This window comes from Streptomyces sp. RLA131, from assembly GCF_056270125.1.
Genome location: NZ_JBWDOQ010000002.1, coordinates 6,776,041 through 6,800,069, shown reverse-complemented (window position 1 = coordinate 6,800,069; position 24,029 = coordinate 6,776,041). Strand labels below are relative to the sequence as shown.

The window sequence follows — 24,029 nt, the reverse complement described above, 5'->3', positions numbered from 1 at the left end:
AACCCGCAGCGTGGCACAAGCGCGACAGGGAGTGAGCGACAAGGAGTGACGCGTCGTCCGCATACCGGCGAGCCGGAGTCCGGCCCCTTCCAGCCGGTGCCGGTGGACCGGCTTCAGGCCGCGCCGGTCAGTTCCCGGGTCTTCAGCACCACCAGCACCACCAGCACCACCGCCATGGCGACCGCTCCGAACGCCTGCGCCGCCGCCCGCCGGTTCCTCGGGGCGTACGCGAACGCCAGACCGACGGCACCGCCGGTGAGCAGTCCGCCGAGGTGCCCCTCCCAGGAGGTGATGCCGGCCGAGATCAGCATCCAGAGCAGGAATCCGGTGATCAACCGGTTGCCGCCCAGCGGATCGTGGTGCAGGCGGCGGCTGAACACGTAGTAGGCGGCCGCCAGTCCGAAGATCGCGCCCGACGCGCCGACCGCGCCCTGGGTGGGCGCGATCAGGTACTGGGCGACACCGCCGCCGACGGCGGAGAGCAGATAGAGGGCGAGGTAGCGCGGCCGGCCGAGCTGTCCTTCGATGACCCGCCCGAGGAGGAGCAGGGAGTACATGTTGAACAGGATGTGCGTGATCCCGAAGTAGCCCTGGGTCGGCAGCGCATGGAGGAAGGCCGAGGTGACCAGGCGGTACCACTCGCCGTAGGCGATGCCCACGGTGGCGACGTCCGGATAGCCGTGGCCGTCGAAGACGTACCACTGGCCGTCGGAGCCCAGCAGGCCCTGGCCGAGGGCCGACAACCGGTCGACGATCTCCGGGCGGATCAGCTCGGCGAGGTACATCAGCACATTGAGCGCGACCAGGGTGTACGTCACGACGGGGACCGCGCTGCCGGCGACCCGGCCGCCGAAGATCGTGCGGGCCTGGCGGACACTCCGGCTGCCCTCCCGTACGCAGCCGACGCACTGGTGACCCACGGACGCCTCGCGCATGCAGTCGGGGCAGATGTAGCGGTCGCAGCGGGTGCACCGGACGTACGACTCCCGCTTGGGGTGCCGGTAGCAGGTCGTGACCGGCGGCTGGGCGCCCTGGTCGGCTTCGGTGGTGGTCACGGGAGGTCGGGGCTCCGAACAGGACGTGATGCGCGGCAGATTCGCACGTTTGTACCCGCGCGGAGGACGAGCCGTCAACCGCGGCATGACACCGCGACCATCCCCGGAAGGCATACTGTAGACAATATCCTGTCGACTGCCAGCGACCCGGGGCGCCGCACCACCGGCCGGCCGCCCGTGGCAACCTCTGTGTCAGGGAGCGCTTCGGCTTCGAGCACGTACAGCACCGGAACTGACGGGACTGATCACCATGGGACGGGTCACCGAGCGGCGCCGCGTACTGCGCATCAGGGACGGGGCCGAGAGCCACCGCGCGGACACGCTGGTCGCCGAGGAGCCGCTGGAGATCCGGCTGAACGGCAAGCCGCTGGCCATCACCATGCGCACACCGGGTGACGACTTCGCACTCGCGGCGGGCTTCCTGGTCAGCGAGGGGGTGCTCGGCAGCGCGGACGAGCTGGCGAACATCGTCTACTGCGCGGGCGCGACGGTCGACGGCGCGAACACCTACAACATCGTGGATGTGCGGCTCGCACCCGGCGTCCCGGTCCCCGACATCACCCTAGAACGCAACGTCTACACGACCTCCTCCTGCGGACTGTGCGGCAAGGCGAGCCTGGACGCGGTGCGTACGCAGGCGCGCTGGCCGATCGCCGACGCCCCGGACGCTCCCCCGATCCGCCTCGAACCCGAGCTGCTGGCCGCCCTCCCCGACCGGCTGCGCGCGGCCCAGCAGGTCTTCGACCGGACCGGGGGCCTGCACGCCGCCGCGCTGTTCACCGCCGACGGCGAACTGCTGGACGTACGCGAGGACGTGGGGCGCCACAACGCCGTGGACAAGCTGGTGGGGCGGGCCCTGCAGCAGGGCCTGCTGCCGCTGGCCGGGAAGGTCCTGCTGGTGTCGGGGCGGGCCTCGTTCGAGCTGGCGCAGAAGGCCGTCATGGCCGGCATCCCGGTACTGGCGGCGGTCTCGGCCCCGTCGTCGCTGGCCGTCGACCTGGCCGCCGAGACCGGGCTGACCCTGGTGGGCTTCCTGCGGGGCGCTTCCATGAACGTGTACGCCGGGGAGCAGCGCATCGCCCTGCGCACGCGGGTCGGGGACCTCCCGGCGGGGTAGCGCGTGCACCCCCGACGCCGGGAGCCCCCGTCGCCCGCTCCCCACTAGGGGGCGGATCGGATCCTGCATACACGGGAGCCGGGTGGTGGGGCGGGTTGGATCGTGCATACACGAGCCGGCGGTTCGGACGGGGAATCCTGTATGCAATATCCAGTCACTTCGGGCGCAACGGATCCTGCATACACAGCCACCCCCGGCCCCATCTCGGGGTAGACACTGTCCACCTCCCCGGTAGACACTGTCTACCGTGACCACCGCCGACCCGCGCCGCCGCCTGCTGGACGCCGCCCTGGACGTACTCGCCGAGGACGGGGTCGAAGGGCTGACGCTGCGGGCCATCGCCCGGCGCGCGAACGTGTCGCACGGGGCACCTCTGAAGCACTTCCCGCACCGGGCGGCGCTGCTGTCCGCCGTGGCGACCATCGGCTTCCGTCAGATGCGGCGTGGCGCCGACCGGGCCGCCGCTCGGTGCCCGCAGGGGGTCCGCGCGGTCGAGCGGCTGCGCGGCGGCGGGCGCGGATACGTCGCGTACGCGCTCGCGCACCCGGCGATGTTCACGCTGATGTTCCGGCACGATCTGCTCGACCCGGACGACCGGGAGCTGAGCCGGGTCAGCCTGACCTGTTTCGAGGACCTGGTCATGCTGGTGCGGGCCGCCCAGGGGGAGGGCTGGCGGCCCGGTGACGACGCCCCGCTGCTGACCGGGGCACTGTGGGCCGGCCTGCAGGGGCTGGCGCAGTTGTGGATGTGGGGTTCGCTGCCCCTGGCGACGGGGACGGCGGACGTCGATGACGCGCTGGAGGCGCTGTTCCGCGCCTTCGGCCTGCTGAACGAAGGACAGGAACACGGATCATGAGCCAGATATTCGGGTTCGACCGCGACACGGCCGTCACGCCACGCCCGGGCACCCCGGGCCTGTACGACGCCGAGCTGCACGAGAGCTGGCGGATCGGCATGGGCATCAACGGCGGCCTGCTGCTGGCCCTGGCCGGCCGGGCGCTCGCCGCCGAGCTGGGCGCCGGCCAGGAGGGGCACCGGGATCCGTTCTCGATCAGCGCCTACTACCTGTCGGCCTCGCGGCCCGGCCCGGCGACCCTGAGCACCGAGACCCTGCGGCGCGGCCGTTCGGTCTCCACCGGCACGGTGTCGCTCGCCCAGGACGGCCAGGAGCGGCTGCGGGCCATCGCCACCTACGGTGACCTGGACGGTCATGCCGAGGGCGATGTGCGCACCTCCGCCACCCCGCCGGAGCTGCCGACGCCCGAACGCTGCGTCGGCACCGAACTGGCCCCGCCGGCCTTCCTTAAGGAGGCCCCGATGCTGGACAGTGTCGAGCTGCGGCTCGACCCGGCCACCGTCGGCTGGGCGGTGGGCGCGCCCACCGGGCGGGGACTCATCCAGGGCTGGCTGCGGCTGCCCGACGGCCGCGAGCCCGATCCGCTGATGCTGCTGCTCGCCGTGGACAGCCTGCCGCCGGTCTCCTTCGACCTCGGCATCGACGGCTGGGCGCCGACCCTGGAGCTGACCGCCCATGTCCGGGCGAGGCCCGCCCCGGGCTGGCTGCGGATCAGCCACTCGACCCGGAACTTCGCCGACGGCTACATGGAGGAGGACGCAGAGGTGTGGGACTCGACAGGACGGCTGGTGGCGCAGTCGCGTCAGCTCGCACGCGTACGAGCGCCACGGCCATGACGATCAGCACCCCGCCCGCGGCGGTGTTCGCCCCGACCGGCTCGGCGAGCAGCAGCGCGCCGAGTGCGGTGGACCACAGCGGCATGGCGTAGGTGACGGTGGACGCGGCGGTCGCGCCCGCCGTACGCAGCAGTCCGACGTTGATGATGTAGGCGACGCCGGTGCCGATCACGCCCAGGACCAGCAGTGCCGCCGCCGCGTTCGCCCCCGGCCAGCGGGGCGGGCCGCCCAGCGCGGGGGCGACGAGGGCGAGTTCGGCGGCTCCGGCGGTGATCTGGACGGTGGCCAGCGCGGTCGCCGACTGCGGCAGGCCGGTGAGGTGGCGGCGGCTGTAGGTGAAGCCGACGCCGTAGCACAGGGCGGCCCCCAGGCAGGCGAGGCTGCCGGTCAGTTGTCCGGGGCCGGGGCCGGGGCCGCGCCAGGCGTCGAGGACGACCAGGACGCCGCCGAACCCCAGCGCCAGTCCGATGAGTTGGCGTATCCCCAGCCGTTCGGTGCGCAGTGCGGCCGCCGAGCAGATCATGGTGAACAGCGGGGTCGTGGCGTTCCACACCCCGGCCTGGACGGAGCTGATCCGGGTCTCGCCGAAGGGGAAGAGGACGAAGGGCACGGTGTGCAGCAGCAGGGCGACGACCGCCGCGTGGCCCCAGGTTCGCGGGTCGCGCGGGATGTGCAGGCGCCGCACCGCCAGGATCGTCCACAGCGCCGCCGCGCCGAGCGCGCAGCGCCACAGCGCGACCCAGGCGGGCGGCATGCCCGCGTCGACCGCGATCTTGATGAGCGCGAAGCTGGATCCCCAGATCGCGGAGAGTGCGACGAAGCCCGGCAGCCATGTCCTCGACGGTGTTCGTGAAGTCCCCATGGACATCACGGTGGCGGTCGCGGTAGTCATGAGTCCAACAAGTCATGCCTACCATGAGATGAGACCTGCTCATGACCCGGCCGTCCTCAGCATCGGTCAATCTGGCCCAGTTGCGCGCGCTGCTCGCGGTGGCGGACACCGGTGGTTTCGGCAGTGCCGCGCTGGAGCTCGCCGTCAGCCAGTCGGCGGTCTCGCACGCGGTCGCCGCTCTGGAGCGCACGCTCGGCGCGCCGGTGGTGCACCGGGACGCCCCGGTGCGGCCGACCGCGCTCGGCGCGCGGATCCTGCCGCACGCCCGCGCCGCCGTGGTGTCCGCCGACGCGGTCACCACCATCGCCTCCCGGCTGGGCCGCGCACCCGCCGGGACGGTACGGCTCGCCGCGCCGCAGACCGTCTGCCAGGGGCTGCTGCCGGACCTGCTCAAGCACTGGTCGGCGGCCCATCCCCGGATCCGGGTACGGATCTTCGAAGGTGACGACGAGGAGCTGTCGGCCTGGCTGGAGTCCGGCACCGCCGACGCCGCCGTGCTGGTCGACCCGCAGTCCGAGCCGCCCGGTTCCCGGCTGCTGGTGGCGGACGCCTTCCACGCGGTGGTGCGCCGCGACCACCCGCTGGCCGGTGAGCCGGAGGTCGACGTGACCGACCTGGAGGACGACCCCTTCCTGCTCTCCCTCGGCGGCTGCGAGCCCCGGATCCGGGAGATCTTCCGCCGCGCGGGCCTGCGCTTCGCCCCGGTGCACCGGATCCGTGAACTGGGCACGCTGATCGCCATGGTGCACGCCGGTATCGGTGTCTCCGTCGTGCCGGGCCTGGCAGGGGCGATGCTGCCGGCCGACCTGGTCCTCGTACCGCTGCGGCGGCCGGAGCACCGGCGGCTGGTGCTCTCCGGCCCGGCCTCGCGGCCGTGGCTGCCGGCCGTGACGGCCCTGGTCGGCAGCGCGGGGTAGAAAAGCGGGGAAGGAAGGCCGGGAAGAGGCGGGGCTCAGGAACGCAGCCAGCCGTCCAGGGCCTTGAGGAAGCCGTCGAAGTCGTCGTGGTGGACGATGTGGCCGGCGCCGGGGACGGGGCGGACCTCGTAGCCCAGGGCGGTCAGTTCGGCGGCGCGGCCCGGGGGGACGAAGTCGCTGGGGTCGGCGGTGAGGACCAGGGAGGGGACGGCGGGGCTCGTCGGCAGGTGGTGCTGGAAGCGGTCGAAGGCGCGCAGGGTGGTGGTGTCCCAGCGCTGGAGGGCGTCGTACTTGGCCAGCCGTGACTCCGGCGCCCAGCCGGGGTACTGGGCCTGGAGGTCCTGGGGCGTCCAGGACTTCTGGGCGAGGATGCCGCGCAGGATCGCCGGGTCGGCCGACGGCGACCAGGCCGGCTCCTCGTAGACGACGCGGGCCGGACGGATCCGGTCGGCCGCGAGGGCGGCCAGCAACCCGCCGAGGGAGTGGCCGAGCAGAAGGTCCGGGCCGGTGGGTACGGCGGCCACCAGTGCCTCGGTCCAGGCGTCCACGGTGTACGTGTCGGTGTGCGGGCTCTGTCCGTGGCCGGTCAGGTCGGGTGCGAGGACGTGGTAGCCGCGTTCGGCCAGGGCGGGGCCGAGCCGCCACCAGCTGCCGGAGTCGCTGGTGATGCCGTGCACCAGGACGGCCAGCCGCTCGCCGTCGCCCCACTCGCGTACCCGCAACCGCTCGGCTTCCGTCATACGGTTCTCAACTCCCTTGGCGGGCAGGGCATTCCCGGCCCGCCGCCCCGACAATGCCCCGGCCGCACCCCTGCCCGGCGGCTACCAGGTGGGGCGGATCGGTCCGCCGGGGGCGATCCGCGCCAGGTCGTCGTGGAGTGCGCGCAGCCGGCGTTCGCCGAGGACGGCGGTCCAGGGGCGTACGGCGTCGGCGGCGGCCTGCTCGGCCGCGCGGGTACAGGCGCGGCCCCGGTCGGTGAGGACGACGAGGCGGGACCGGGCGTCGTCGGGGTGGGGGTGACGTTCGGCGTAGCCCTTGCGGACGAGTTCGTCGACGAGCTGGCTGGCCGCCTGGCGGGTGAAGCCGAGGTGGTCGGCGAGTTCGCTGACGGTGGCGCCGGCGGCGGACATCCGGGCGAAGGCGAAGCCGTGGGCGGGGCGCAGGTCGTCGAAGCCCCGGGCCCGCACGCCCTCGTGGATCCGGGTGACCAGGTCGCCGGCGGCGGCCAGGAGGGTGGCGCTCAGCGCCATGGCGTCGTCTTCGTTCACGGGCCAAGCTTGACACATTGCGCAAGCAGCTTGACCATATGGGCAAGCAACTTACTCAAGTTACTTGCCTAAAAACTCGTCCCCGCTCGTCCCCACTCGCCCCTGCCCGTCCCCGCTCCTCCCGGAGGTCAGCCATGCCCGTCGTCCGCCCCCATGACGCCGTCGTCCACGAGATGCACGGCACCCGCTTCGTTTCGTACGCCGCCTCCGCGCTCGGCAGCACCGAACTGTGCGCCTGGCGCGGCGAGATCCCGGCCGGCACCGAGACACCGGCCCACACCATCAGCCGCGAGGAGGTCTTCCTGATGCTCACCGGCTCATTGCGGCTCACCCTCGACGGCGAACGGCACCACCTCTCCCCCGGCGATGTGGCGATCGCACCGGCCGGATCCGCCCTGGCCTTCGACAACCTCGGCGACGAGCCGGCCACGGTCTGGGTCACCACCAGCCGTGGCCTTCAGGGCGTCTTCCCCGACGGCTCGCGGGTGTCGCCCCCGTGGGGCCGCTGACGGCCGCCGCCGCGCCCTCGGAGGAGTGAAATGCGGCGGCGCGCCGGGCTGTTTACGGTATCCAGTGGACGTCCGGCCCACCTTCGACGTCCAAGGAGACTCACCATGCGCCGCTTCTTCAGCGCCGCCCTCGCCGCCATCGCCCTGCTCACCGGGGCCGCGTTCGTCGACGGCCCCAGCGGCGTGTTCGGCACCCCGGGCGACACCAGCCCGGGGCTGTTCTCCGGCAACTCCTGACCGGCGGCGCGGTCTACGCCGCCGGGGCCCGGCCCAGTTCGAGGGTCGGGTTGCCGGCGGCGTCACCGGCGGGATCACCGATCACGGCGGTGAAGGCCTCCGTACGGACCGTCAGGCCGCGCGGATCCAGGGACAGGACGGGGGCGAAGGGAACCCCGGCGGCGTGCGCGGGCCCGTAGCGGACGGCGAAGACCGTGAGGCCGTCCGGCACCGCGGACCCGTCGGGGACGGGCGCGGCCTCCAGCGCGGTGGTGGCGATCATGTCCCGCCAGCCGGCGTCGGGGTTGCCGTAGCCGCGCGGATCGGCGGCCAGCCGGAAGGCGGCCTGCTCCTGGGTGAGGGCGATGGTGTCGGGGCTGTTGAAGTACGCCGAGCCGTCGGTGCCGGGGAAGTCCGGTGTGGTCAGGGCGAGTTCACCGGCGCCGCTGACCGCCAGGGCGCCCGCGACCAGCGGACCGCCGGTGGTGAGGCGGGCCCCCTTGTCGGCCAGGTCGAGACCGGCGATCCGGGTGAGTTTGACCAGGCGGCCGTTGCCGGCGGTGGCGTAGGGCAGTCCGGCCAGCAGATAGGCGCCCTCGGTGCGTTCCATCGCGACGGTCAGCCACAGACTGGTGCCGTCGGTGACGTACAGCGACTGGACATGGACCAGTACCTGGTCGCGGGTGACGACGGGCTTGGTGACCAGCTTGGCGGCCAGCCCCGGAGCGGCGGCGTCACGGACCCGCACCTCGCCCATGGGGCGGGTGAGCAGGAAGCCGTCGACAGCGGGACCGATGCCGTGCTGGCGGTTGACGGCGGCGGGCAGCACGATCGTCCCGGCGGTCTCGATGAGCGCGGGCGTCATGGCGCTGTCGAAGGAGACCGAGACCCGGGCGGCGCGCAGCTGGTGGCGGACCGGCGCGGTGCGCGGGGTGCGGTACCAGCGGGTGGAGTCCTGGATCTGCCAGACCAGCATGAAGGCGAAGTGGCCGTCCAGCGCCCCGTCGGGGCCGCAGGCGTGACGGCCCCAGCGGGTGTCGCCGAGGTAGCGGCCGAGATCGGAGCGGATACGGCGGCTGAAGTAGCGCATGCCGAGGACGGCTTCGAAGCCGGAGTGCTGCTCGCTGTAGCGGGGGCCGCCGTTGTCGTAGCCGCCGGAGGCCAGCCGGGCGTCGATGTAGCGGGCCAGTTCGTCGCCGTCCTCGGCGAAGACCTGCTTGCCGCTGACCCGGTGGGCCTGGGCGAGGAAGGACAGTGAGATCGGGCCGTAGTTGTTGTCGTACGCCCCGCCGTGTTCGGCGGGCAGCAGCGCGCCCCGGTCGGGCAGGTGGCGGGCACGGATCTCGGTGGCGTACAGGTGCAGGGCGCGTTCGCGGACGGCCTCGGCGTCCTTGGGGGCCAGGTGCCGGGTCAGCATGAGTGCGCCGGTGATGGCGCCGATGGCCTGGTTGGCGGTGTCCTGGGGGTTGAAGTACGCGATGTCGGTGAGCCAGCGCCAGTAGCCGTGGGCGACGTCGGTGAGCTCGGCGCGCTGGGTGTCGGTGAGCAGGCCGTCGGCGAGGTCCAGGACGTTGACCGCCTGGAGCAGGGCCCAGGCGGTACTGGGCCAGTCCCCGACGGGGTGTTCGCGGTCGGCCAGGACGTAACGGGCATGGGGCTCGCCCGAGCCGCGGACCCGCAGGTTGGGGTAGCCGGGGTTGTCGGTGCGCCAGACCCGGTGGCGCAGGTGGAAGTCGACGCTGCGGCGCACCGGTTCGGCGAGGTGGCCGAGCCGGCCGGCCGAGCGCTGCCAGGCCAGGGCCAGCAGGGAGGTGACGCCGAGCGAGGTGTCGCCGATGTCGTCCTGGCAGCCGGGGCGTTCGAGGTTGCCCTCGTCGGTGAGGCGGTCCAGCGCCTGGGCCGCGGCCCGCTCCAGCACGGCGTCGTACGCGGCCGGGTCGTCGGCCAGGTCGTGCAGGGCGCCGCGCTGGTGGGTGAGGTACACCGGTCGCCCAGTGGAGGGCGAGGTGGAGATGGAGGCGGAACCGGAGGCGGAGCTGGAGGGGGAGCTGGAGGCGGAGCTGGAGGGGGCCATGGGTGGGGATCAGCCCTTCATTCCGGAAGTCGCCATGCCCTCGACCAGCCGCCGCTGGAAGACCAGGAAGCAGACGAGGGTGGGGAGCAGCGCCAGCGTCGACATCGCGAACATCGGGCCGTAGGACGATCCACTGGTCTTGTCCAGGAAGAGCGTCAGGCCCAGCGGCACGGTGAACTTGGCGTTGTCGGACAGATAGACGAGCTGGCTGAAGAAGTCGTCGTAGGTCCAGATGAAGGTGAAGATCGTGGTGGTGACCAGGGCCGGCTTCATCAGCGGCAGGATGATCTTCAGATAGATCTGGCCGGGGTTGGCGCCGTCCATCATCGCGGCCTGGTCCAGCTCGCGCGGGATGCTGCGGATGAACTGCACCATCAGGAAGATGAAGAAGGCGTCCGTCGCGAGGAACTTCGGCACGATCAGCGGCAGGAACGTGTTGATCCAGTTGAGGTTGAAGAACAGCGTGTACTGCGGGATGAGCGTGGCCTGCATCGGCAGCATCATGGTGCCGAGCATCAGCGCGAACCAGATCCGCTTGCCCCGGAACTCGAAGCGCGCGAAGGCGTAGGCGGCGAGCGAGCAGGACAGGACGTTGCCGATCACCGCGCCGATCGTGACGATCAGCGAGTTGGTGAGGTAGAGCGTGAAGGAGTTGCCGGAGCCGCTCCAGCCCTTGGCGTAGTTCTGCGGATGGAAGTGCTCCGGCCACAGGGACACGTTGGTGAAGATGTCCTGGTCGGGCTTGAGGGAGCTGCTGATCATCCACATCAGCGGGTAGAGCATGACGAGCGCGACGCCGATGAGCAGCGTGTGGATCAGGATCCGGCGACCGGGGATGGTGATTGCTTTCGCGGACATGTGGTGCGTACTCCTCAGTCGTCGTAGTGGACCCAGAACCGGCTGGCTATGAAGTTGACCGCCGTGAACAGGGCGATGACCAGGAACAGCACCCACGCCAGCGCGGAGGCGTATCCCATCTGGAAGTCGGTGAAGCCCTTCTTGTAGAGGTAGAGCGAGTAGAGCATCGTCGAGCCGATCGGACCGCCGCTGCCGTTGCTGATGACGTAGGCGGGGGTGAAGGTCTGGAACGAACCGATGATCTGGAGCACGACGTTGAAGAAGACGATCGGCGTCAGCAGCGGCAGCGTGATCCGGAAGAACCGGGTGAACGCGCCCGCGCCGTCGATGGCGGCGGCCTCGTAGACGTCCTTGGGGAGCTGCTTGAGGCCGGCCAGGAAGATGACCATCGGGGTGCCGAACTGCCAGACGGCCAGCAGGATCAGCGTGTAGATGGAGGTGTCGGGCGAGGAGATCCAGTCCTGGCCCTTGATGCCGAACCAGCCGAGTACGTCGTTGAACAGGCCGTCCTCGCCGAAGATCTGCCGCCACATGATGGCCACGGCGACCGCGCCGCCGAGCAGGGACGGCAGGTAGAACGCCGCCCGGTAGAAGCCGAGTCCGCGCAGCGGCCGGTTGAGCAGCATCGCCACGCCGAGGGCCAGCGCGAGCTTGAGGGGGACCGAGACGGCCACGTACACCAGCGTCACGCGGACGGACTGCCAGAAGTTCGGGTCCTCGGTGAACATCCGGCTGTAGTTGTCCAGGCCGGTCCACCGGGCGGGACTCAGAAGGTCGAAGTCCGTGAAGGAGAGGTACAGCGAATCCAGCATCGGGCCGATGACGAGCCCGAACACCCCCACGAACCAGGGGGCCAGGAAGAGGAAGGGCCACCAGCCGCCGGCGCGGCGGCGGGCCGCGCGTTTGCGATCGCGTTCGCGGTCGGCGGGGGCTGCCGGGCGGCTGCCCGGCGGCTCCTTCACGACCTCGTCGGTGGTCTCGGTGGTCACACTCATCTCCCTGGCCTCTCCCCGGTCGGTGCGGATGCTTACTGCGACAGGATGCTGTCGGCCTGCTCGAAGAACTCGCTCAGGGCCGCCTTGATGGTCTTCTTGCCGAAGGCGATCGCCAGGTTGGACTGGAACAGCAGCTGGGTGACCTGGTCGGCGCCGGTGGGCGGGGCGACCGGCGCGGGCAGCGCGTTGGTCGCCTTGGAGACCCGCGCCGAGATGTAGGCGGCCGCGTCCGAGAACCGCTTCTCGTCGGCGGTCATCAGCGGGGCGACGATCGCGCGGGCCTTCTCGGTCGGCGGGATGCCGCGCCACAGGACCATGTCCTTGATCGCCGTCTTGTCCTGGGCGAAGAAGCTCATGATCTTGACCGAGTCCGCGATGTGCGAGCTCTTCTTGGTGGCGCTCAGCAGCACGCCGCCGTTGACGTAGTTGCCCTCGTGGGCACCCGCCCAGCTGCCCTGCGGGGTGGGGATCTGGTCCAGCGTGGCTCCCGTGAGGCTGCCGGAGCTGCTGTTGAGCCCGGAGTCGAAGGAGATCATCGCCTTGCCTATGACGACCGCGTTCTTGGTGAGGTCGTTGTGGGCCGCCGAGGTGAGCGCGCCGCCGCCGGAGGCGTGGATCTTGCGCATCTCGGCCCAGTAGGTCCACCACTCCTCAAGGGTGTCCTTGGTGTAGCCGAGCTTGCCCTCGCTGGTGTAGAGGTTCTGGCCCTTCTCGCGGGCGAAGATGTCGAAGGCCTGGTTGGTGGAGCCGCCGCCGTCGTCGACGCCGAAGACCTTGCCGCCACTGGCCTTGTAGACCTTGGCCGCGTAGCTCTTCAGGTCCTCCCAGGTCCACTCCTTGTCGGGCTCGGCCAGGCCGAGCTTCTTCAGGCCCGTCACGTTCATCGTGAGGACGCTGACGCCGATGCCGGAGGGCACGCCGTAGAGCTTGCCGTCGACCGTGCCGGCGGCGAGCAGGGACTTGGAGAAGCCGGTGAGGTCGAGCGACTTGCCGACGTACTCGTCCAGCGGCGCGAGGACGCCCTTCTTGGCGTACGAGGCGACGAGCGCGGTGTCCATCTGGAGCAGGTCGGGGGCGCTGCCGCCGGCGACCTGGGTGTTGAACTTGTCGAAGTAGCCGTCGTAGCCGGAGTAGCGCGGCTTGATCTTGATGCCGGAGTTCTTCTTGGTGAACGTGGCCAGGGCCTTCTTGTAGGCCGCGTGCCGCTCGTCGCTGCCCCACCATGTCATGGTCAGGTCACCGCCACCGGAGCTGGCGCCAGTGCCGCCACAGGCGGCGAGGGTGCCGCCGAGAGCGCTTGCCGCGGCCAGTCCTCCGCCGATGCGGAGCAGGCCTCTGCGCGAGATGTCCGTGCCCACCGGTTCCTCCTACGTGTGCGCGACGAAGTGCCCGAGTGATGTGCTGATTCGGGACATTCTTCTGAGGGATCTTCTCTGGGAATGCTCTGGGAATGCTCTGAGGATATTTCAGGTGCTGATCTGGGGGTTTCGGGGATGAGCGCTCCCGCGAACGCGGCCTCGCCCGGCCGCGCCGCCTGAGGGATCGAGTCCCTGGATCCTGTATGCAGAATCCTGTCCTGCCGTACGGGCACGCCCTCGTACGGATCGGAACATCTCACCCGGAGCCGGGTCCCGCCGGCTTGGTAAGCGCTTGTCCGGACATTCGCAGAGACGTGGGCCCGACGTCAATGCCTGCCCTCCGCGCCGCCGGTAACGGTTTGGATTCCGCGCGCCACCGCGAGCCGGGTGGCGCCCACCACGGTACTGCTGTCGCCGAGGCCGCTGGAGACCACCTCGGTGGGCCAGCTCAGCCGGTCCAGTTCGGCGCGGACACCGGGCAGGAGCTGCGGGTTCGCGCCGACGCCGCCCCCCAGCACGATCAGGCCCGGGTCGAAGACGGCGGCCACGGCGGCGGCCAGCCGGCCCACGTCGGCGGCATGGGCCGCGACCATCGCCACGGCGGTGGAATGGCCCTCTCCGGCCAGCGTGAACAGCCGCTCGGCGGTGAGCGGGCGGCGGCCGTCCCCCGGCCCCCAGGCCCTGGCCGCCCGGGTCAGCAGGGCGCGCGCCCCGAGATAGGCCTCCAGCCCCTCGTGCTGGGCCTGCCGGCCCTCCGCCCACGGGTAGGGCAGCCTGGCGACCTCGCCGGCCGCGCCGTTGGCGCCGCGCAGCACCTGGCCGCCGAGCACGATGCCCAGGCCGATGCCGTAGCCGATCTGCAGATAACCGAAACCGGCCGCGCCCCGGTCACGGGCGGCACCCCCGTGCAGCTCGGCCAGGGCGGCGCAGTTGACGTTGTTCTCGACCTGGACCGGGACCGAGGGCGGCAGGGCCAGCGCGTCGAACGCGGTGCCGATCCGGGCGGTGGCCGGGCGCGAGCGGCCTTCGGCGTCCCGGCTCACCACATCCGGGACGGCGACGACAACGGCCCGCAGCGGGCCCGCCCCGGCGCCGCTCAGGGCATCGACGACGGTGTGGAGGGCGTCGGCGGGGCGCAGTTCGTCGCCGCTGTTGCGGACGGCCAGGACCGTACCGTCGAGGGCGCAGCCGCGTACCTCGGTGTGGGTGGAGCCGAGGTCGACGGCCACGACGCAGCCGGCCTGCGGGCCGAGGCGGTAGACGGCCGCCGAGCGGCCGGTGGCACCATTGGCGGTGCCGGAGCGGGCGGCCAGGCCGGCGGACTCCAGCTCGGCCACGGCGAGGGAGACGGTGGGTTTGGACAGGCCACAGGCGGCGGCGAGCTGGGGGCGGGTGGCGCTGCCGGCCCCGGCCAGGACGGCGAAGACGGATCTGGCGCTGTCGCTGGGCCATGGCCCCGCCGGGTCGGTGCCGGTGCTGTCGTTGGTCATGCTTCCCCCAAAAGTCCGTCGCGATCGAACTTGCGCATATGGCACCGGCAGCCGGGTTCTCGGCAGCCCCTTGACTCACTCTACTTCGTTAGTTAATTTCCTAACGAAGTCGGACACACGCCTGTCACATCCCGTCGAGGCCCGTCCCGGGGCCTCCTGACACCAACCGTCTCCGCTGCTCCCACCCCATCCGGCCACGGTTTCGCCCGCCGTGCGCAGCACGCATCACCCCCACAGCGTTGCGTCGCGAAAGGCGAAAGAACCACCGTGCAGGACTCCATGCCCCTCATCGTCGGTATCGACGTCGGCGGCACCAAGACCCATGTCCGGGCGTGCGCCGGGGACGACATCGTCGCCGATCACATACGCACCAGCCGTGGCTGGCGACCCCACGACGCGACCGATGCCGCGGCCTGGCTCACCGAACTGATCCAGCACTCGCTGCCCGCGGGGAGCCGCCCCGTCGCGGTCGCCGTCGGCGCCCACGCGTGCGAGACGCCGCGGCAGGGCTCGCTCATCCGGCAGGCGCTCAGCGCCCGTCTCGGTGGCGTGCCCTGTCATGTCATGAACGACTCACTGCTGCTGGCCCCCGCCCTCGGCCTGGACGACGGTGTCGGGCTCGTCGCCGGCACCGGCTCGATCGCCGTCGGGCGGCTGCCCGACGGCACGGCCGTCCAGGTCGGCGGCTGGGGCGCGGTCCTGGGCGACGAGGGCGGCGCCGCGGGACTGGTCCGCGAGGCCGTCCGCGCCGTCTACGCCGCCCACGACCGCGACGAACATCCCGACGAGCTCGCCCGGCTGCTGACCGCGGCCTTCGGCGTGCCCGAGGTGCCCGCGCTCGGCGCGGCCCTGGAGGCCGCGCCGGAGCCGTCCGCCGACTGGGGCCGCCATGGCTCCACCGTCTTCGAGGCGGCCGCGGCCGGCTCGGATATCGCCCGCGAGGTCATCGAGGCCGGCGGCCGGGCCCTGGCGCGACTGGTCGTGCAGCTCGCCGAGCGCGGCGCCGTCACCGACGACATCGTCGTCGCCGGCAGCGTCGTGCTCAACCAGCCCGAGCTCCTGGGCGCCCTCACCGCTGCCCTGGCCGGCGCGCTGCCGGGCTCTCGTGTGCACCCCCTGCGGGTACCGCCGGTCACCGGGGCGGTCAGGCTGGCCCACGCACTCGCCGAAGCCCGGCAACCCCCCACAGCCACAGCCCCAGCCCCAGCCCCGGTCACAGCCGGCGCCGCGACGAGCCCCGCCGCCCGGCCGATGTCCGGACCGGCACCCCGACCCACGCCCGGAAAGGCGACCACGGCATGAACCGGGACCACCTGCGGATCGGCGCCATCCGGTCCACCGACCTCTTCGTCGGCACCGCCCAGGCACCCCGCCAAGTCGTACGGGTCACCGTGCACGGCGGGACCGGCCCGGTGCGGGTCCGGGTGGAGGGCCCGACCGTCAGCACCCCCGAACCGGAGCTGATCGCGGCCCCGGGGCCGGGCGGGGAGGCCGTGGCCGAGGTCGGCGTGGTCATCTCGGCACCGGCGACCGAGGGGTCCGTGCACCGGGTCACCGCCGTCGTGGAGCCGGCCACGGGCCCGGCCAGGAGCCAGGGACCGGACGCCGACGGCAGCCGCTGCACGGCGCAGGGCACCGTCACGGCCGAGGCCACCGGCTGGACGATGTGGATGGTGTCCCACTTCCACTACGACCCGGTGTGGTGGAACACCCAGGCCGGATTCACCGCCGTCCGCCACGAACTCCCCGACCTGCCCTGGGTCGACCGGCTGCGGCCGCCCCACGTACGCAGCGCCTTCGACCTCGTACGCGCCCACCTCGACGCGGCCCGGCACGACGAGGACTACCGCTTCGTGCTCGCCGAGATCGACTATCTCAAGCCGCACTGGGACGCCCACCCCGACGACCGGGCCGACCTTCGGCGCTTTCTGCACGCGGACCGGATCGAGCTGGTCGGCGGCAGCTACAACGAGCCCAACACCAACCTCACCCACCCCGAGTCGACGATCCGCAACACCGTCTACGGCATCGGCTACCAGCGTGACGTCCTCGGTGGCGACCCCCGCTCGGGCTGGATGCTGGACGTCTTCGGCCACGACCCCGCCCACCCCGGCCTGATGGCCGACGCCGGACTGGACTCCAGCGCCTGGGCCCGCGGCCCGTTCCACAACTCGGGCCCCAAGGGGCACACCCAGGACATCACCCGGATGCAGTTCCCCTCCGAGTTCGAGTGGATCGCCCCCAGCGGGCGGGGCGTGCTCACCCACTACATGGCGGCCCACTACACCGCCGGCTGGGCCATCCACCGTACGGAGTCGCTGGAGGCGGCCATGGTGGCGGCGTACGACCAGTACGCCGACCTGAAGAAGGTGGCCGCGACGCGCAATGTGATGCTCCCGGTCGGCCACGACCACAACGTGCCGTCGCGCTGGTGCACCGAGATCCACCGCGAGTGGGCCGAGCGCTACGTCTGGCCGCGCTTCACGATGGGCCTGCCGCGCGACTTCTTCGCCGCCGTACGGCACGAGGCGCAGGGCCGGGCCGTCTCGCCCGTGCTGCCGCAGACCCGGGACATGAACCCGGTCTTCACCGGCAAGGACGTCTCCTACATCGACACCAAGCAGGCGCAGCGCGCCGCCGAGACCGCCGTGCTGGACGGCGAACGCCTCGCCACCCTCGCGGGCGCGCTGCTCGGCGAACGCTTCCCCTCCGAGGCCCTCGACAAGGCATGGCGGCAGCTCGCCTACGGTGCGCACCACGACGCCGTCACCGGCACCGAGTCCGACCAGGTCTACATCGACCTGGTCGGCGGCTGGCGCGAGGCGTACGAACTGGGCGACCAGGTGCGCCGCACGGCCCTGGAGCAGCTGGCCGAGGGCACGGACACGCGTGGTGAGGGCGAGGCGGTGTTCGTCGCCAACACGCTCTCCTGGGAGCGGGACGGGGTGGTGACCCTCACCGTCCCCGCGTCCGAGGACCCCGGCCCCGGCCACGGCCACGGCCCCGGCCCCGGCCACGACGCGGCCCACGGCTCCGCGGACGGTCCCGCCCACGACCCCGCCCAGGGCCTTGAGGTGCGCGACGAGACGGGGCGGCCGGTACCGGCCGTCGCCGAGGCCGGCACGCTCACCTTCCTCGCCGCAGGTGTCCCCTCCCTCGGCCACCGCGTGCACCGTCTGGTCGAGGGCGCGACGCCCGGCTGGACCGTGGTGCCCGGCGCGACCTGCGTCGACAACGGCGTCTTCCGGATCGAGGCCGATCCCGCGCGCGGCGGGGCGCTGAGCCGCGTCACCGATCTGCGCACCGGCCGGGAGCTGCTGCGGCCCGGCGGTCTGGGCGCCGAACTCGTCGTCCAGGACGAGCACTCCACCCACCCGGTGTGGGGCGAGGGCCCCTGGCATCTGCTCCCCAAGGGCCCCGGGCGCGGAACCGGCGCGGAGCCGGCCGTCTCCGTGCGGGTCGAGCACTCCCCCGCCGGCCGCCGCATCACCAGCGAGGCACGGCTGGGCGAGCTGCGTCTGACGCAGACCGCGACACTGTGGAACCAGGGCGCGGGCGCGGACCGCATCGACTTCAGGACCCGCGCCGACGGCTCCATCGGCGAGGACCGCATGCTGCGGGTCCGCTTCGACCTCGACCTGCCCGGTACGCTGCCCCTCTCCGAGGTGGGATTCGCCGCGATCGGGCGGTCGTTCGGCTTCCCGGACTCCGACGCGGCCGAGCACCTGTGGACCCTGGACAACCCCGCCCACACCTGGGCCGGGCTCGGCACGACCGCCTGCCTGGCCCTCCACCGCACGGACAGCGGCACGGACAGCGGCACGGACACCGGCACGCAGCGCCATGCCATCGGCGTCGCCGAGGTGATCGCCCCCGAAGACCATGATGTACGCCCCCTCCTGGCCGCCCTGGTCGCCCAGGGCGTGACAGCCACCACGACCCGCCCCGAGGGCCTGCGCTACGGCTCCCTCGACGCGGACTCCAATCTCCCCGACATCAGGTTCGCACTCGGCACTGACAACGCCTTCGCGGAGGAGGTCCTGCGGTCCGCCGGACCCGCCTACCGGCAGGCGCTGGAGGCGAACGGCCTGGTCTTCGTACCGGCGGAAGGGACCCGGCGCGAGGCCTGGGTGCCCGGCGCCGACCTGCGCGGCGCCCGTGACCTGCCGGTGCTCATCGCCACGCACGGCCTGGTGGTGGACGGCCCCGTCATCGACGTACCCGTCCCCGCGGGTCTGGCCGGTACGGCCGAGCCCGCCGAGGACTACTCCGCCGCGCTGGTCAACCACGGCACCCCCAGCTTCGTGGCCACCGCCGACGGCACGCTCTGCCTGACCCTGATGCGCGCCTGCACCGACTGGCCGGCCGGGATCTGGATCGACGGCGAGCGCCGCACCGCGCCCGACGGCAGCAGCTTCGCCTCCCAGCACTGGACGCACGACTTCCGCTACAGCCTGGTCGCGGGACCCGGCGACTGGCGGGACGTCGGCTTCGTACGGGCCGGGCAGGAGGCCAACCACCCGCTGCTGGCGGCCGGGACGGCATCCGGGCCCGGCGAACTGCCGGCGAGGGCCGCGCTACTGACCGTCGAGCCGGCGAACGTCCTGCTCAGCGCCCTGAAGCCGCGCGGCAATCCGCTCGCGGCCGGGCTGGCCGGGGATGTCGATCCGGCGGTGGACGGGGTGGCGGTCCGGCTCTACGAGGCGCAGGGCCGGCCGACGACCGCCCAGGTGCGGCTGTACGGGGGCCTGGCCGGCGCCGAGGCGACGGATCTGCTGGAACAGCCTTCCGCCGTGCGGCCGTTGACCGTGGAGGACGGCACCGTACGGATCGGGCTCGGGGCGGCGGACGTGGCGACCCTGACGGCCCTGCCGCTGGCCGGCCACCCACTGGCCGGCCACCCGGCAGCAGGGCAGGCGACAGCGGGGCAGGCGACAGCCGGTGAGCCCGTCCAGCCGGTGTTCACGCGCTACTGGCTGCACAACACCGGCCCCGCCCCGGTCGGTTACCTGCCGGTGAGTGTGCATCTCAGCGAGCTGGCCCCGGACCGGTTCCGGGTCACCGTCGCGACGTCCGTCCGTCCCGCCCGGGGCACGGTCCGGCTCGACGTCCCGGCCGGGCTGCGCGCCACCGTGGCGGACGGCGGCCCCGGGTACGATCTGGCGCCCGGTGAGCATGCCGCGTTCACCGTGACCGTACGCCCGGACGACAACGCCGCCCCCGGCACGTACTACCTGGCGGCGCGCATCGACGACGACCTCGGCCAGCTGCTGGAGGACGTGCTCCCGGTCACCGTGGGCGCCCCCACCCCCGACCCGCTGCGGGCCGAACTGACCGCCCGGGGCGTCCGGCTGGCCAACCACGCGCGGTCCGAGATCCGTGGCGAGGTCCAGCTGATCAGCCCGTACGGCACCTGGGGCGCCCCCGGCGACGACCTGGCGGTCACCCCGCGCACGCGGGGTTTCGCCGTCGCGCCCGGCGCGACCGTGGAACTCCCCTACGCGGTACGGGGCCAGGCCGGCGGCGACGGACGGTGGTGGGTGCTGGCGAAGGTCTCCGCCTTCGGCATGGTGCGCTACACCGCGACGCTGCCGCTCACCCCTGCAGATGGGCGGTGTCGTTCCACAGGGTGACGGCCGGATTCCCGTACTCCCAGCCCAGGACGGACAGGGAGGCGGGGGCCAGGCTCAGCACCATGCCGCGCATCGGGTCCAGGCGCAGCCAGCGGGCGGCCAGGGTGCGCAGGAAGTGGCCGTGGGCGAAGACCACGGCGTCGGACTCGGCGCCCTTGGCCCAGGCCACGACCTCGTCGGCGCGGTTGGCGACCTGCCAGGACGTCTCCCCGCCGATGACGCCGTCGCGCCAGATCACCCAGCCGGGCCGCTCCTCGCGGATCTCCGGGGACGTACGGCCCTCGTAGGCGCCGTAGTCCCATTCCATGAGGGCGTCCCACCCGTCGGCCCGGTCGCCGAAGCCGGCCAGCTCGCAGGTCTCGCGGGCCCGGGCCAGGGGGCTGGTACGGACCCTGGCGCCCGGGAAGTCGTGCCACGGCGACCGCTGGAGGCGCTTGCCGAGCAGCCGGGCGGCGTCGCGGCCCTCGTCGGTGAGCGGGATGTCCGTCCGCCCGGTGTGCCGGCCGTTCTGCGACCATTCCGTCTGGCCGTGCCGGACCAGGATGAGGCGCGGGGGCATCAGGACTCCTCCATGTGTACCGCTTCGATGGTGTTGCGGGCGCCGACCCGCGCGCGGCCGGCCGCCGCAAGGGCCCGGTGCGCGCCGCGGGTGGGGCCGGTCACCGTCCGTTGCCTGGACGGCGACGGTGCGTGGCGGACCCGGTGCCGGTTTCCGGCCGTGACATCGCTGTCGTGTCCGAGCCCGATGCCCGGCGAGCCGGGCGCGGCCGAGCAGGGCGAACAGGCCGAGCAGGCCGAACAGAAGGCCCTGCTGTCCGCGAGGTCCGACGCGAAGACCCCGACGCGATGGATGAACGATTCTGTCGATCCCACACCCCCAGCCTAGGGCGCTGCCGGACCGAGCGCCGTGTACGCCCTGGCTGTCGCCCTCACCGTGCTTCCCGTCCTCGAATCGCTGCCGTCGGCGACAGTGCGGCCGGCCCGTGCCAAACCCGCTCTGACCCGCCTCGACGAGCCGACCCGCCAGGGCGTCCTCCAGGGCCGCCGGGTGCGGGTGCGGACGCTGCTGGGGAGCCTCAATCCGGCCGGCACGGTCGCCGTCGTCACCGGTCTGCGGTTCCCGCAGCTCGGGGTGGCCGGGGCGGTCGTCGAGGCGCTCGTCTTCGCCTGGGTGCTGGTCATGCAGTTGCGGTCGGGGGACCGCGGTCGGGGGACCGCGGGGAGGCCCTCGGGGCCTTACACCCTGTTCCTCGGAATGGCGGCATCTGTGCTGGTGGCAGACATACTGCGTTGACAAATGCCCGATTTTGCCTATTTTTTCCGTTACATGACGCCTTTTGGCGTATACGATGATGCGAGTTGATACGGGTACCGATCCCGCGCCGACGGGGAAGGAGGGCCGTCTCATGCGAAGGCGATTGACTCGTTGTCACGCCACCGGCGCCGCGCCCGTCCTCGCGGCGGACAGGGTCTCGATCCCGGCTCAGCGTCAGTGTCTTCACTGACCGACAGCCATGGAAGGACGACCATGCGCAATCGACTCACGCGAGGCCTCGCGATAGGTGCGGCGTCCGCAATGCTCGCGGGCGGAGCCGCGTTCGCCACGGCGGGCGCCGCATCTGCGGTACCCGCTCCGCCCCCTCCGGGGCCCGGGAACAACAACGGCAACGACGGACATGACGGCGACCACGGGAATCACGGCAACCACGGCAACCACCACCGCCACTGCCACTGGCAGCAGGGCCACTGGACCGGGTTCTGGCACCACGGCTTCCAGGACCGCTGGGGCAACTGGCACCACGGGTACTGGGTCAGGGTCTGGGTCCCCGGACACTGGTTCTGCGACCACTACCGGTGACGACCGCCACCGGTAACCCATAGCCACGGAGCCCCCATCCGCCTCGTCAGCGGGTGGGGGCTCCGTGGCGCCGTCGGTGGGGGACGGCTACTGCTCGGACTCGGGGTCGTCGTCGAAGGGGAGCGTCTTGGGAACGGATCCGGGGCCGTTGCCGAAGGGGGACCAGACGCGCAGTCCGGTGAGTTCGGCGGTGCTGCGGTCCCAGGTGTCGAAGAACTCGGTGCGCTGGCGCAGCGCGGCGGACAGGAGGCGCAGGGACTCCTTGCGGGACCGTGAGCCGTGGTCCTGTCGGCGCCGTCGCTGGAGGGGGACGCGACGGAGATCGAACAGGCCCCAGAGCAGGAGCGCACCGCCCGAGAGGGCGAGGGTGACGGCGGGAGCGCCGTGCAGGAGGACGACGGACAGGGATGTGGTGAGGGCGCCGCCGAGACCGGCGGCCAGCAGCCGGACGGGGTTGTGGGTGACGGCCTCGACCTGGGACCGGGTTCGGTGGTCGATGTGGGCGGCCAGACTGTCGGCGAGGAGGGGTTCGTCGACGAGCACGGCGGGGTCGGTGGGCACCTCGGCGGTCCAGCCGTCGAGGGTGAGCACGATGTGCGGGGGCCGCTGGGCGGCCGCGGCGGTGACGAAGTCGCCGGCTGCGTGCTGGACGCTCTTCCAGACGCAGATGAGGGCCAGACGCCGGGCGGCGGAGCCGAGTTCGATCCCGTCGGGCTCGAAGACCGCCTGGTCCAGGACGGTGGAGAAGTCGAGCACCGGATCGGGTGGGGCCGAGCCGAAGGCGAGGACTGCGGGCGGCACCGGCGCCGGATCAGTGGCGGCGTCCGTGGGCGGTTCGCCGCGGTTCTCCACGACGCGGCGCTGCCACTCCACCTCGCGGCGCAGCTCCTCCTCGTCGGGTTCGAGGCGTTCTACGAGCCCTTGCAGCGCGAGCCCGGCGTAGCCGCGCGCGGCGGCGAACTCCTCCGGGGTGTCGGGGAACTCGCGGCTCAGGTGGGCAAGCAGGCCACCGGGGACGGTGGCCAGTTCCCAGCCGTACGCCAGGGGTTCCCACTGGCCGGCGACGAGCTGCCGCAGGGCCGGGAAGCGCTCGGCGGAGACCTGGGTGCGCAACTCCCACAGTCGCTGTTCCCAGCGCTGGAAGCGGGGCCGTGACGCCGCGATGTGCCGGGCCTGCGGGGCACGGCCGGACGGGACGGGCTCCGGGGTGAGCGGGTCGGTGTCCCAGCGCAGCATCGCCTGGAGGGCGAAGGTGTGTGCCTCGGCGCCGAGTTCGCCGGCGGCGATGGCGCTGAGCACCGGGAGGAACTCCGGGCCGAGCCGCCGGGGATCGAGGGTCTCCAGGTAGCGGCCGGCCCAGCGGGCGGCCTCGTTCTCCTCACCGAGCCGTGCGCAGGTGAGGGCGGAGAAGAGCTTGGCCTTCGCCGGGTCGAGGGCGTAGGCCTGGCCACGGGCGTGCTCGCTCAGCACATGCTCGCCGAGGTGGCGGGCGGCCAGTGCCACGCAGGCCGGGGCCAGCCAGTAGGAGGGGTCGCGCAGCATCGCGTCGTTGACGCACTCCCCGACGATCGCGGGTTCGACGACGTCGCGTCGGATCGCGTCGGCGGTGAGGGTGTGCAGGAGTCCCCGGGCGAGGGAGCGGATCCGTTTGCGGCCGCCGAAGCGCAGCTGCCAGTCGGTGGTCAGCCGAGCCAGCTCCGTCTGCGCGCCGGTGGCGATGCGGTCGCGTTCGTACTGCCGCATGAAGGCGGCGAGTTCGGCCTGGCCGCTGGCGACGTCCTCGCCGAGCCCGTTCACCGTCCGGGTCAGGTCCGCCACCCGGGCGGACACCTCGCTCATGGTCGCGTGGATCCCGCCGACCCAGGCGTTGACGCCTGTCACCTTGACGCTGAGGCCGTCGAGTTCGCTGCCGTGCCGGACCTGTGCGGCAGCCAGCCGCGCTATCCGTTCGCCGAGTTCGCCGGTGCCGGTTGTCGTCGTCGCGGCACTGGTGCCGCTGGTTCTCTCGGGGGCCTGTTCCCCTGTCACTTCCGTCGTACCCACCCCCCGGTGGTCGCGTTGGTGGTGCGTACGATGGAGCAGGTAGCCGCCACCGCG

Annotated in this window: 21 protein-coding genes and 1 pseudogene; 10 read left to right on the top strand and 12 right to left on the bottom strand. The window is 72.3% G+C overall.

Annotated elements, in window-relative coordinates; translation table 11 throughout:
* Positions 1 to 113: 113 nt before the first annotated feature.
* Positions 114 to 1,055: a rhomboid family intramembrane serine protease gene (locus RWE79_RS31705; RefSeq protein ID WP_475943515.1), complete on the bottom strand. Its 942-nt coding sequence runs from the start codon at positions 1,053 to 1,055 to the stop codon at positions 114 to 116.
* Positions 1,056 to 1,305: 250 nt separating this feature from the next.
* Between RWE79_RS31705 and fdhD the strand changes: the two genes are divergently transcribed.
* The 3 genes from fdhD (at position 1,306) to RWE79_RS31690 (ending at position 3,864) form a co-directional block, all read left to right on the top strand.
* Positions 1,306 to 2,172 (top strand): formate dehydrogenase accessory sulfurtransferase FdhD, encoded by an 867-nt coding sequence (gene fdhD / locus RWE79_RS31700; RefSeq protein ID WP_475943514.1) that lies wholly within the window; start codon positions 1,306 to 1,308, stop codon positions 2,170 to 2,172.
* 247 nt (positions 2,173 to 2,419) lie between these two features.
* Positions 2,420 to 3,028: a TetR/AcrR family transcriptional regulator gene (locus RWE79_RS31695; RefSeq protein WP_475943513.1), complete on the top strand. Its 609-nt coding sequence runs from the start codon at positions 2,420 to 2,422 to the stop codon at positions 3,026 to 3,028.
* A complete protein-coding gene (locus RWE79_RS31690; protein WP_475943512.1) occupies positions 3,025 to 3,864 on the top strand; it encodes a thioesterase family protein in 840 nt (279 codons plus the stop codon). The genes RWE79_RS31695 and RWE79_RS31690 overlap by 4 nt, the downstream gene beginning before the upstream one ends.
* A 40-nt stretch (positions 3,865 to 3,904) precedes the next feature.
* Here RWE79_RS31690 and RWE79_RS31685 read toward each other — a convergent pair.
* Positions 3,905 to 4,726: pseudogene (locus RWE79_RS31685) on the bottom strand (DMT family transporter); the annotation flags it as partial.
* Positions 4,727 to 4,797: 71 nt separating this feature from the next.
* Between RWE79_RS31685 and RWE79_RS31680 the strand changes: the two are divergent.
* Positions 4,798 to 5,673 (top strand): LysR family transcriptional regulator, encoded by an 876-nt coding sequence (locus tag RWE79_RS31680; RefSeq protein ID WP_475943511.1) that lies wholly within the window; start codon positions 4,798 to 4,800, stop codon positions 5,671 to 5,673.
* Positions 5,674 to 5,708: 35 nt separating this feature from the next.
* Here the strand turns inward: RWE79_RS31680 and RWE79_RS31675 are convergent, their stop codons facing one another.
* Both RWE79_RS31675 and RWE79_RS31670 read right to left on the bottom strand, forming a co-directional pair.
* Positions 5,709 to 6,413, bottom strand: a complete 705-nt coding sequence (locus RWE79_RS31675; protein WP_475943510.1) for an alpha/beta fold hydrolase — start codon at positions 6,411 to 6,413, stop codon at positions 5,709 to 5,711.
* A gap of 81 nt (positions 6,414 to 6,494) precedes the next feature.
* Positions 6,495 to 6,959 (bottom strand): MarR family winged helix-turn-helix transcriptional regulator, encoded by a 465-nt coding sequence (locus tag RWE79_RS31670; protein WP_475943509.1) that lies wholly within the window; start codon positions 6,957 to 6,959, stop codon positions 6,495 to 6,497.
* A gap of 116 nt (positions 6,960 to 7,075) precedes the next feature.
* On the opposite strand from RWE79_RS31670, the gene RWE79_RS31665 reads away from it, so the two are divergent.
* Positions 7,076 to 7,450, top strand: a complete 375-nt coding sequence (locus RWE79_RS31665) for a cupin domain-containing protein (protein ID WP_475943508.1) — start codon at positions 7,076 to 7,078, stop codon at positions 7,448 to 7,450.
* Positions 7,451 to 7,555: 105 nt separating this feature from the next.
* Positions 7,556 to 7,687 carry a hypothetical protein gene (locus RWE79_RS31660; RefSeq protein ID WP_475943507.1) on the top strand — a complete coding sequence of 44 codons (132 nt, stop codon included), beginning with the start codon at positions 7,556 to 7,558 and terminating at the stop codon, positions 7,685 to 7,687.
* 13 nt (positions 7,688 to 7,700) lie between these two features.
* On the opposite strand, the gene RWE79_RS31655 is transcribed toward RWE79_RS31660, so the two are convergent.
* The 5 genes from RWE79_RS31655 to RWE79_RS31635 form a co-directional block, all read right to left on the bottom strand.
* The gene (locus RWE79_RS31655; RefSeq protein ID WP_475946213.1) at positions 7,701 to 9,650 is read right to left on the bottom strand and encodes a hypothetical protein; all 1,950 of its coding nucleotides are present in this window, start codon (positions 9,648 to 9,650) and stop codon (positions 7,701 to 7,703) included.
* A 99-nt stretch (positions 9,651 to 9,749) separates the two neighbouring features.
* Positions 9,750 to 10,598, bottom strand: coding sequence for a carbohydrate ABC transporter permease (locus RWE79_RS31650; protein WP_475943506.1), 849 nt, complete (start codon positions 10,596 to 10,598; stop codon positions 9,750 to 9,752).
* 14 nt (positions 10,599 to 10,612) lie between these two features.
* Positions 10,613 to 11,587, bottom strand: coding sequence for a carbohydrate ABC transporter permease (locus RWE79_RS31645; RefSeq protein WP_475943505.1), 975 nt, complete (start codon positions 11,585 to 11,587; stop codon positions 10,613 to 10,615).
* A gap of 38 nt (positions 11,588 to 11,625) precedes the next feature.
* Positions 11,626 to 12,951, bottom strand: a complete 1,326-nt coding sequence (locus RWE79_RS31640) for an ABC transporter substrate-binding protein (RefSeq protein WP_475943504.1) — start codon at positions 12,949 to 12,951, stop codon at positions 11,626 to 11,628.
* Positions 12,952 to 13,277: 326 nt separating this feature from the next.
* Entirely contained in the window at positions 13,278 to 14,441 is a 1,164-nt protein-coding gene (locus RWE79_RS31635) for an ROK family transcriptional regulator (protein ID WP_475943503.1), read from the bottom strand.
* Between the two features lie 267 nt (positions 14,442 to 14,708).
* Here RWE79_RS31635 and RWE79_RS31630 point away from each other — a divergent pair, with 267 nt between their 5' ends.
* The gene (locus RWE79_RS31630) at positions 14,709 to 15,743 is read left to right on the top strand and encodes an N-acetylglucosamine kinase (protein ID WP_475943502.1); all 1,035 of its coding nucleotides are present in this window, start codon (positions 14,709 to 14,711) and stop codon (positions 15,741 to 15,743) included.
* Positions 15,740 to 20,074, top strand: a complete 4,335-nt coding sequence (locus tag RWE79_RS31625) for a glycoside hydrolase family 38 N-terminal domain-containing protein (RefSeq protein WP_475943501.1) — start codon at positions 15,740 to 15,742, stop codon at positions 20,072 to 20,074. Before RWE79_RS31630 ends, RWE79_RS31625 begins: the two co-directional genes overlap by 4 nt.
* Here the strand turns inward: RWE79_RS31625 and RWE79_RS31620 are convergent.
* Together RWE79_RS31620 and RWE79_RS31615 are read right to left on the bottom strand one after the other, a co-directional pair.
* Positions 20,037 to 20,633 carry a histidine phosphatase family protein gene (locus tag RWE79_RS31620; RefSeq protein ID WP_475943500.1) on the bottom strand — a complete coding sequence of 199 codons (597 nt, stop codon included), beginning with the start codon at positions 20,631 to 20,633 and terminating at the stop codon, positions 20,037 to 20,039. The genes RWE79_RS31625 and RWE79_RS31620 overlap by 38 nt on opposite strands.
* Entirely contained in the window at positions 20,633 to 20,947 is a 315-nt protein-coding gene (locus tag RWE79_RS31615) for a hypothetical protein (protein ID WP_475943499.1), read from the bottom strand. Before RWE79_RS31615 ends, RWE79_RS31620 begins: the two co-directional genes overlap by 1 nt.
* Positions 20,948 to 20,981: 34 nt before the next feature.
* On the opposite strand from RWE79_RS31615, the gene RWE79_RS31610 reads away from it, so the two are divergent.
* Both RWE79_RS31610 and RWE79_RS31605 read left to right on the top strand, forming a co-directional pair.
* A complete protein-coding gene (locus tag RWE79_RS31610; RefSeq protein ID WP_475943498.1) occupies positions 20,982 to 21,368 on the top strand; it encodes a hypothetical protein in 387 nt (128 codons plus the stop codon).
* A gap of 234 nt (positions 21,369 to 21,602) precedes the next feature.
* Positions 21,603 to 21,932, top strand: a complete 330-nt coding sequence (locus RWE79_RS31605) for a hypothetical protein (RefSeq protein WP_475943497.1) — start codon at positions 21,603 to 21,605, stop codon at positions 21,930 to 21,932.
* An 87-nt stretch (positions 21,933 to 22,019) separates the two neighbouring features.
* Here RWE79_RS31605 and RWE79_RS31600 read toward each other — a convergent pair whose 3' ends face one another.
* On the bottom strand, positions 22,020 to 23,960 hold the full coding sequence (locus RWE79_RS31600) for a hypothetical protein (RefSeq protein WP_475943496.1): 1,941 nt from the start codon (positions 23,958 to 23,960) through the stop codon (positions 22,020 to 22,022).
* Positions 23,961 to 24,029 lie beyond the last annotated feature (69 nt).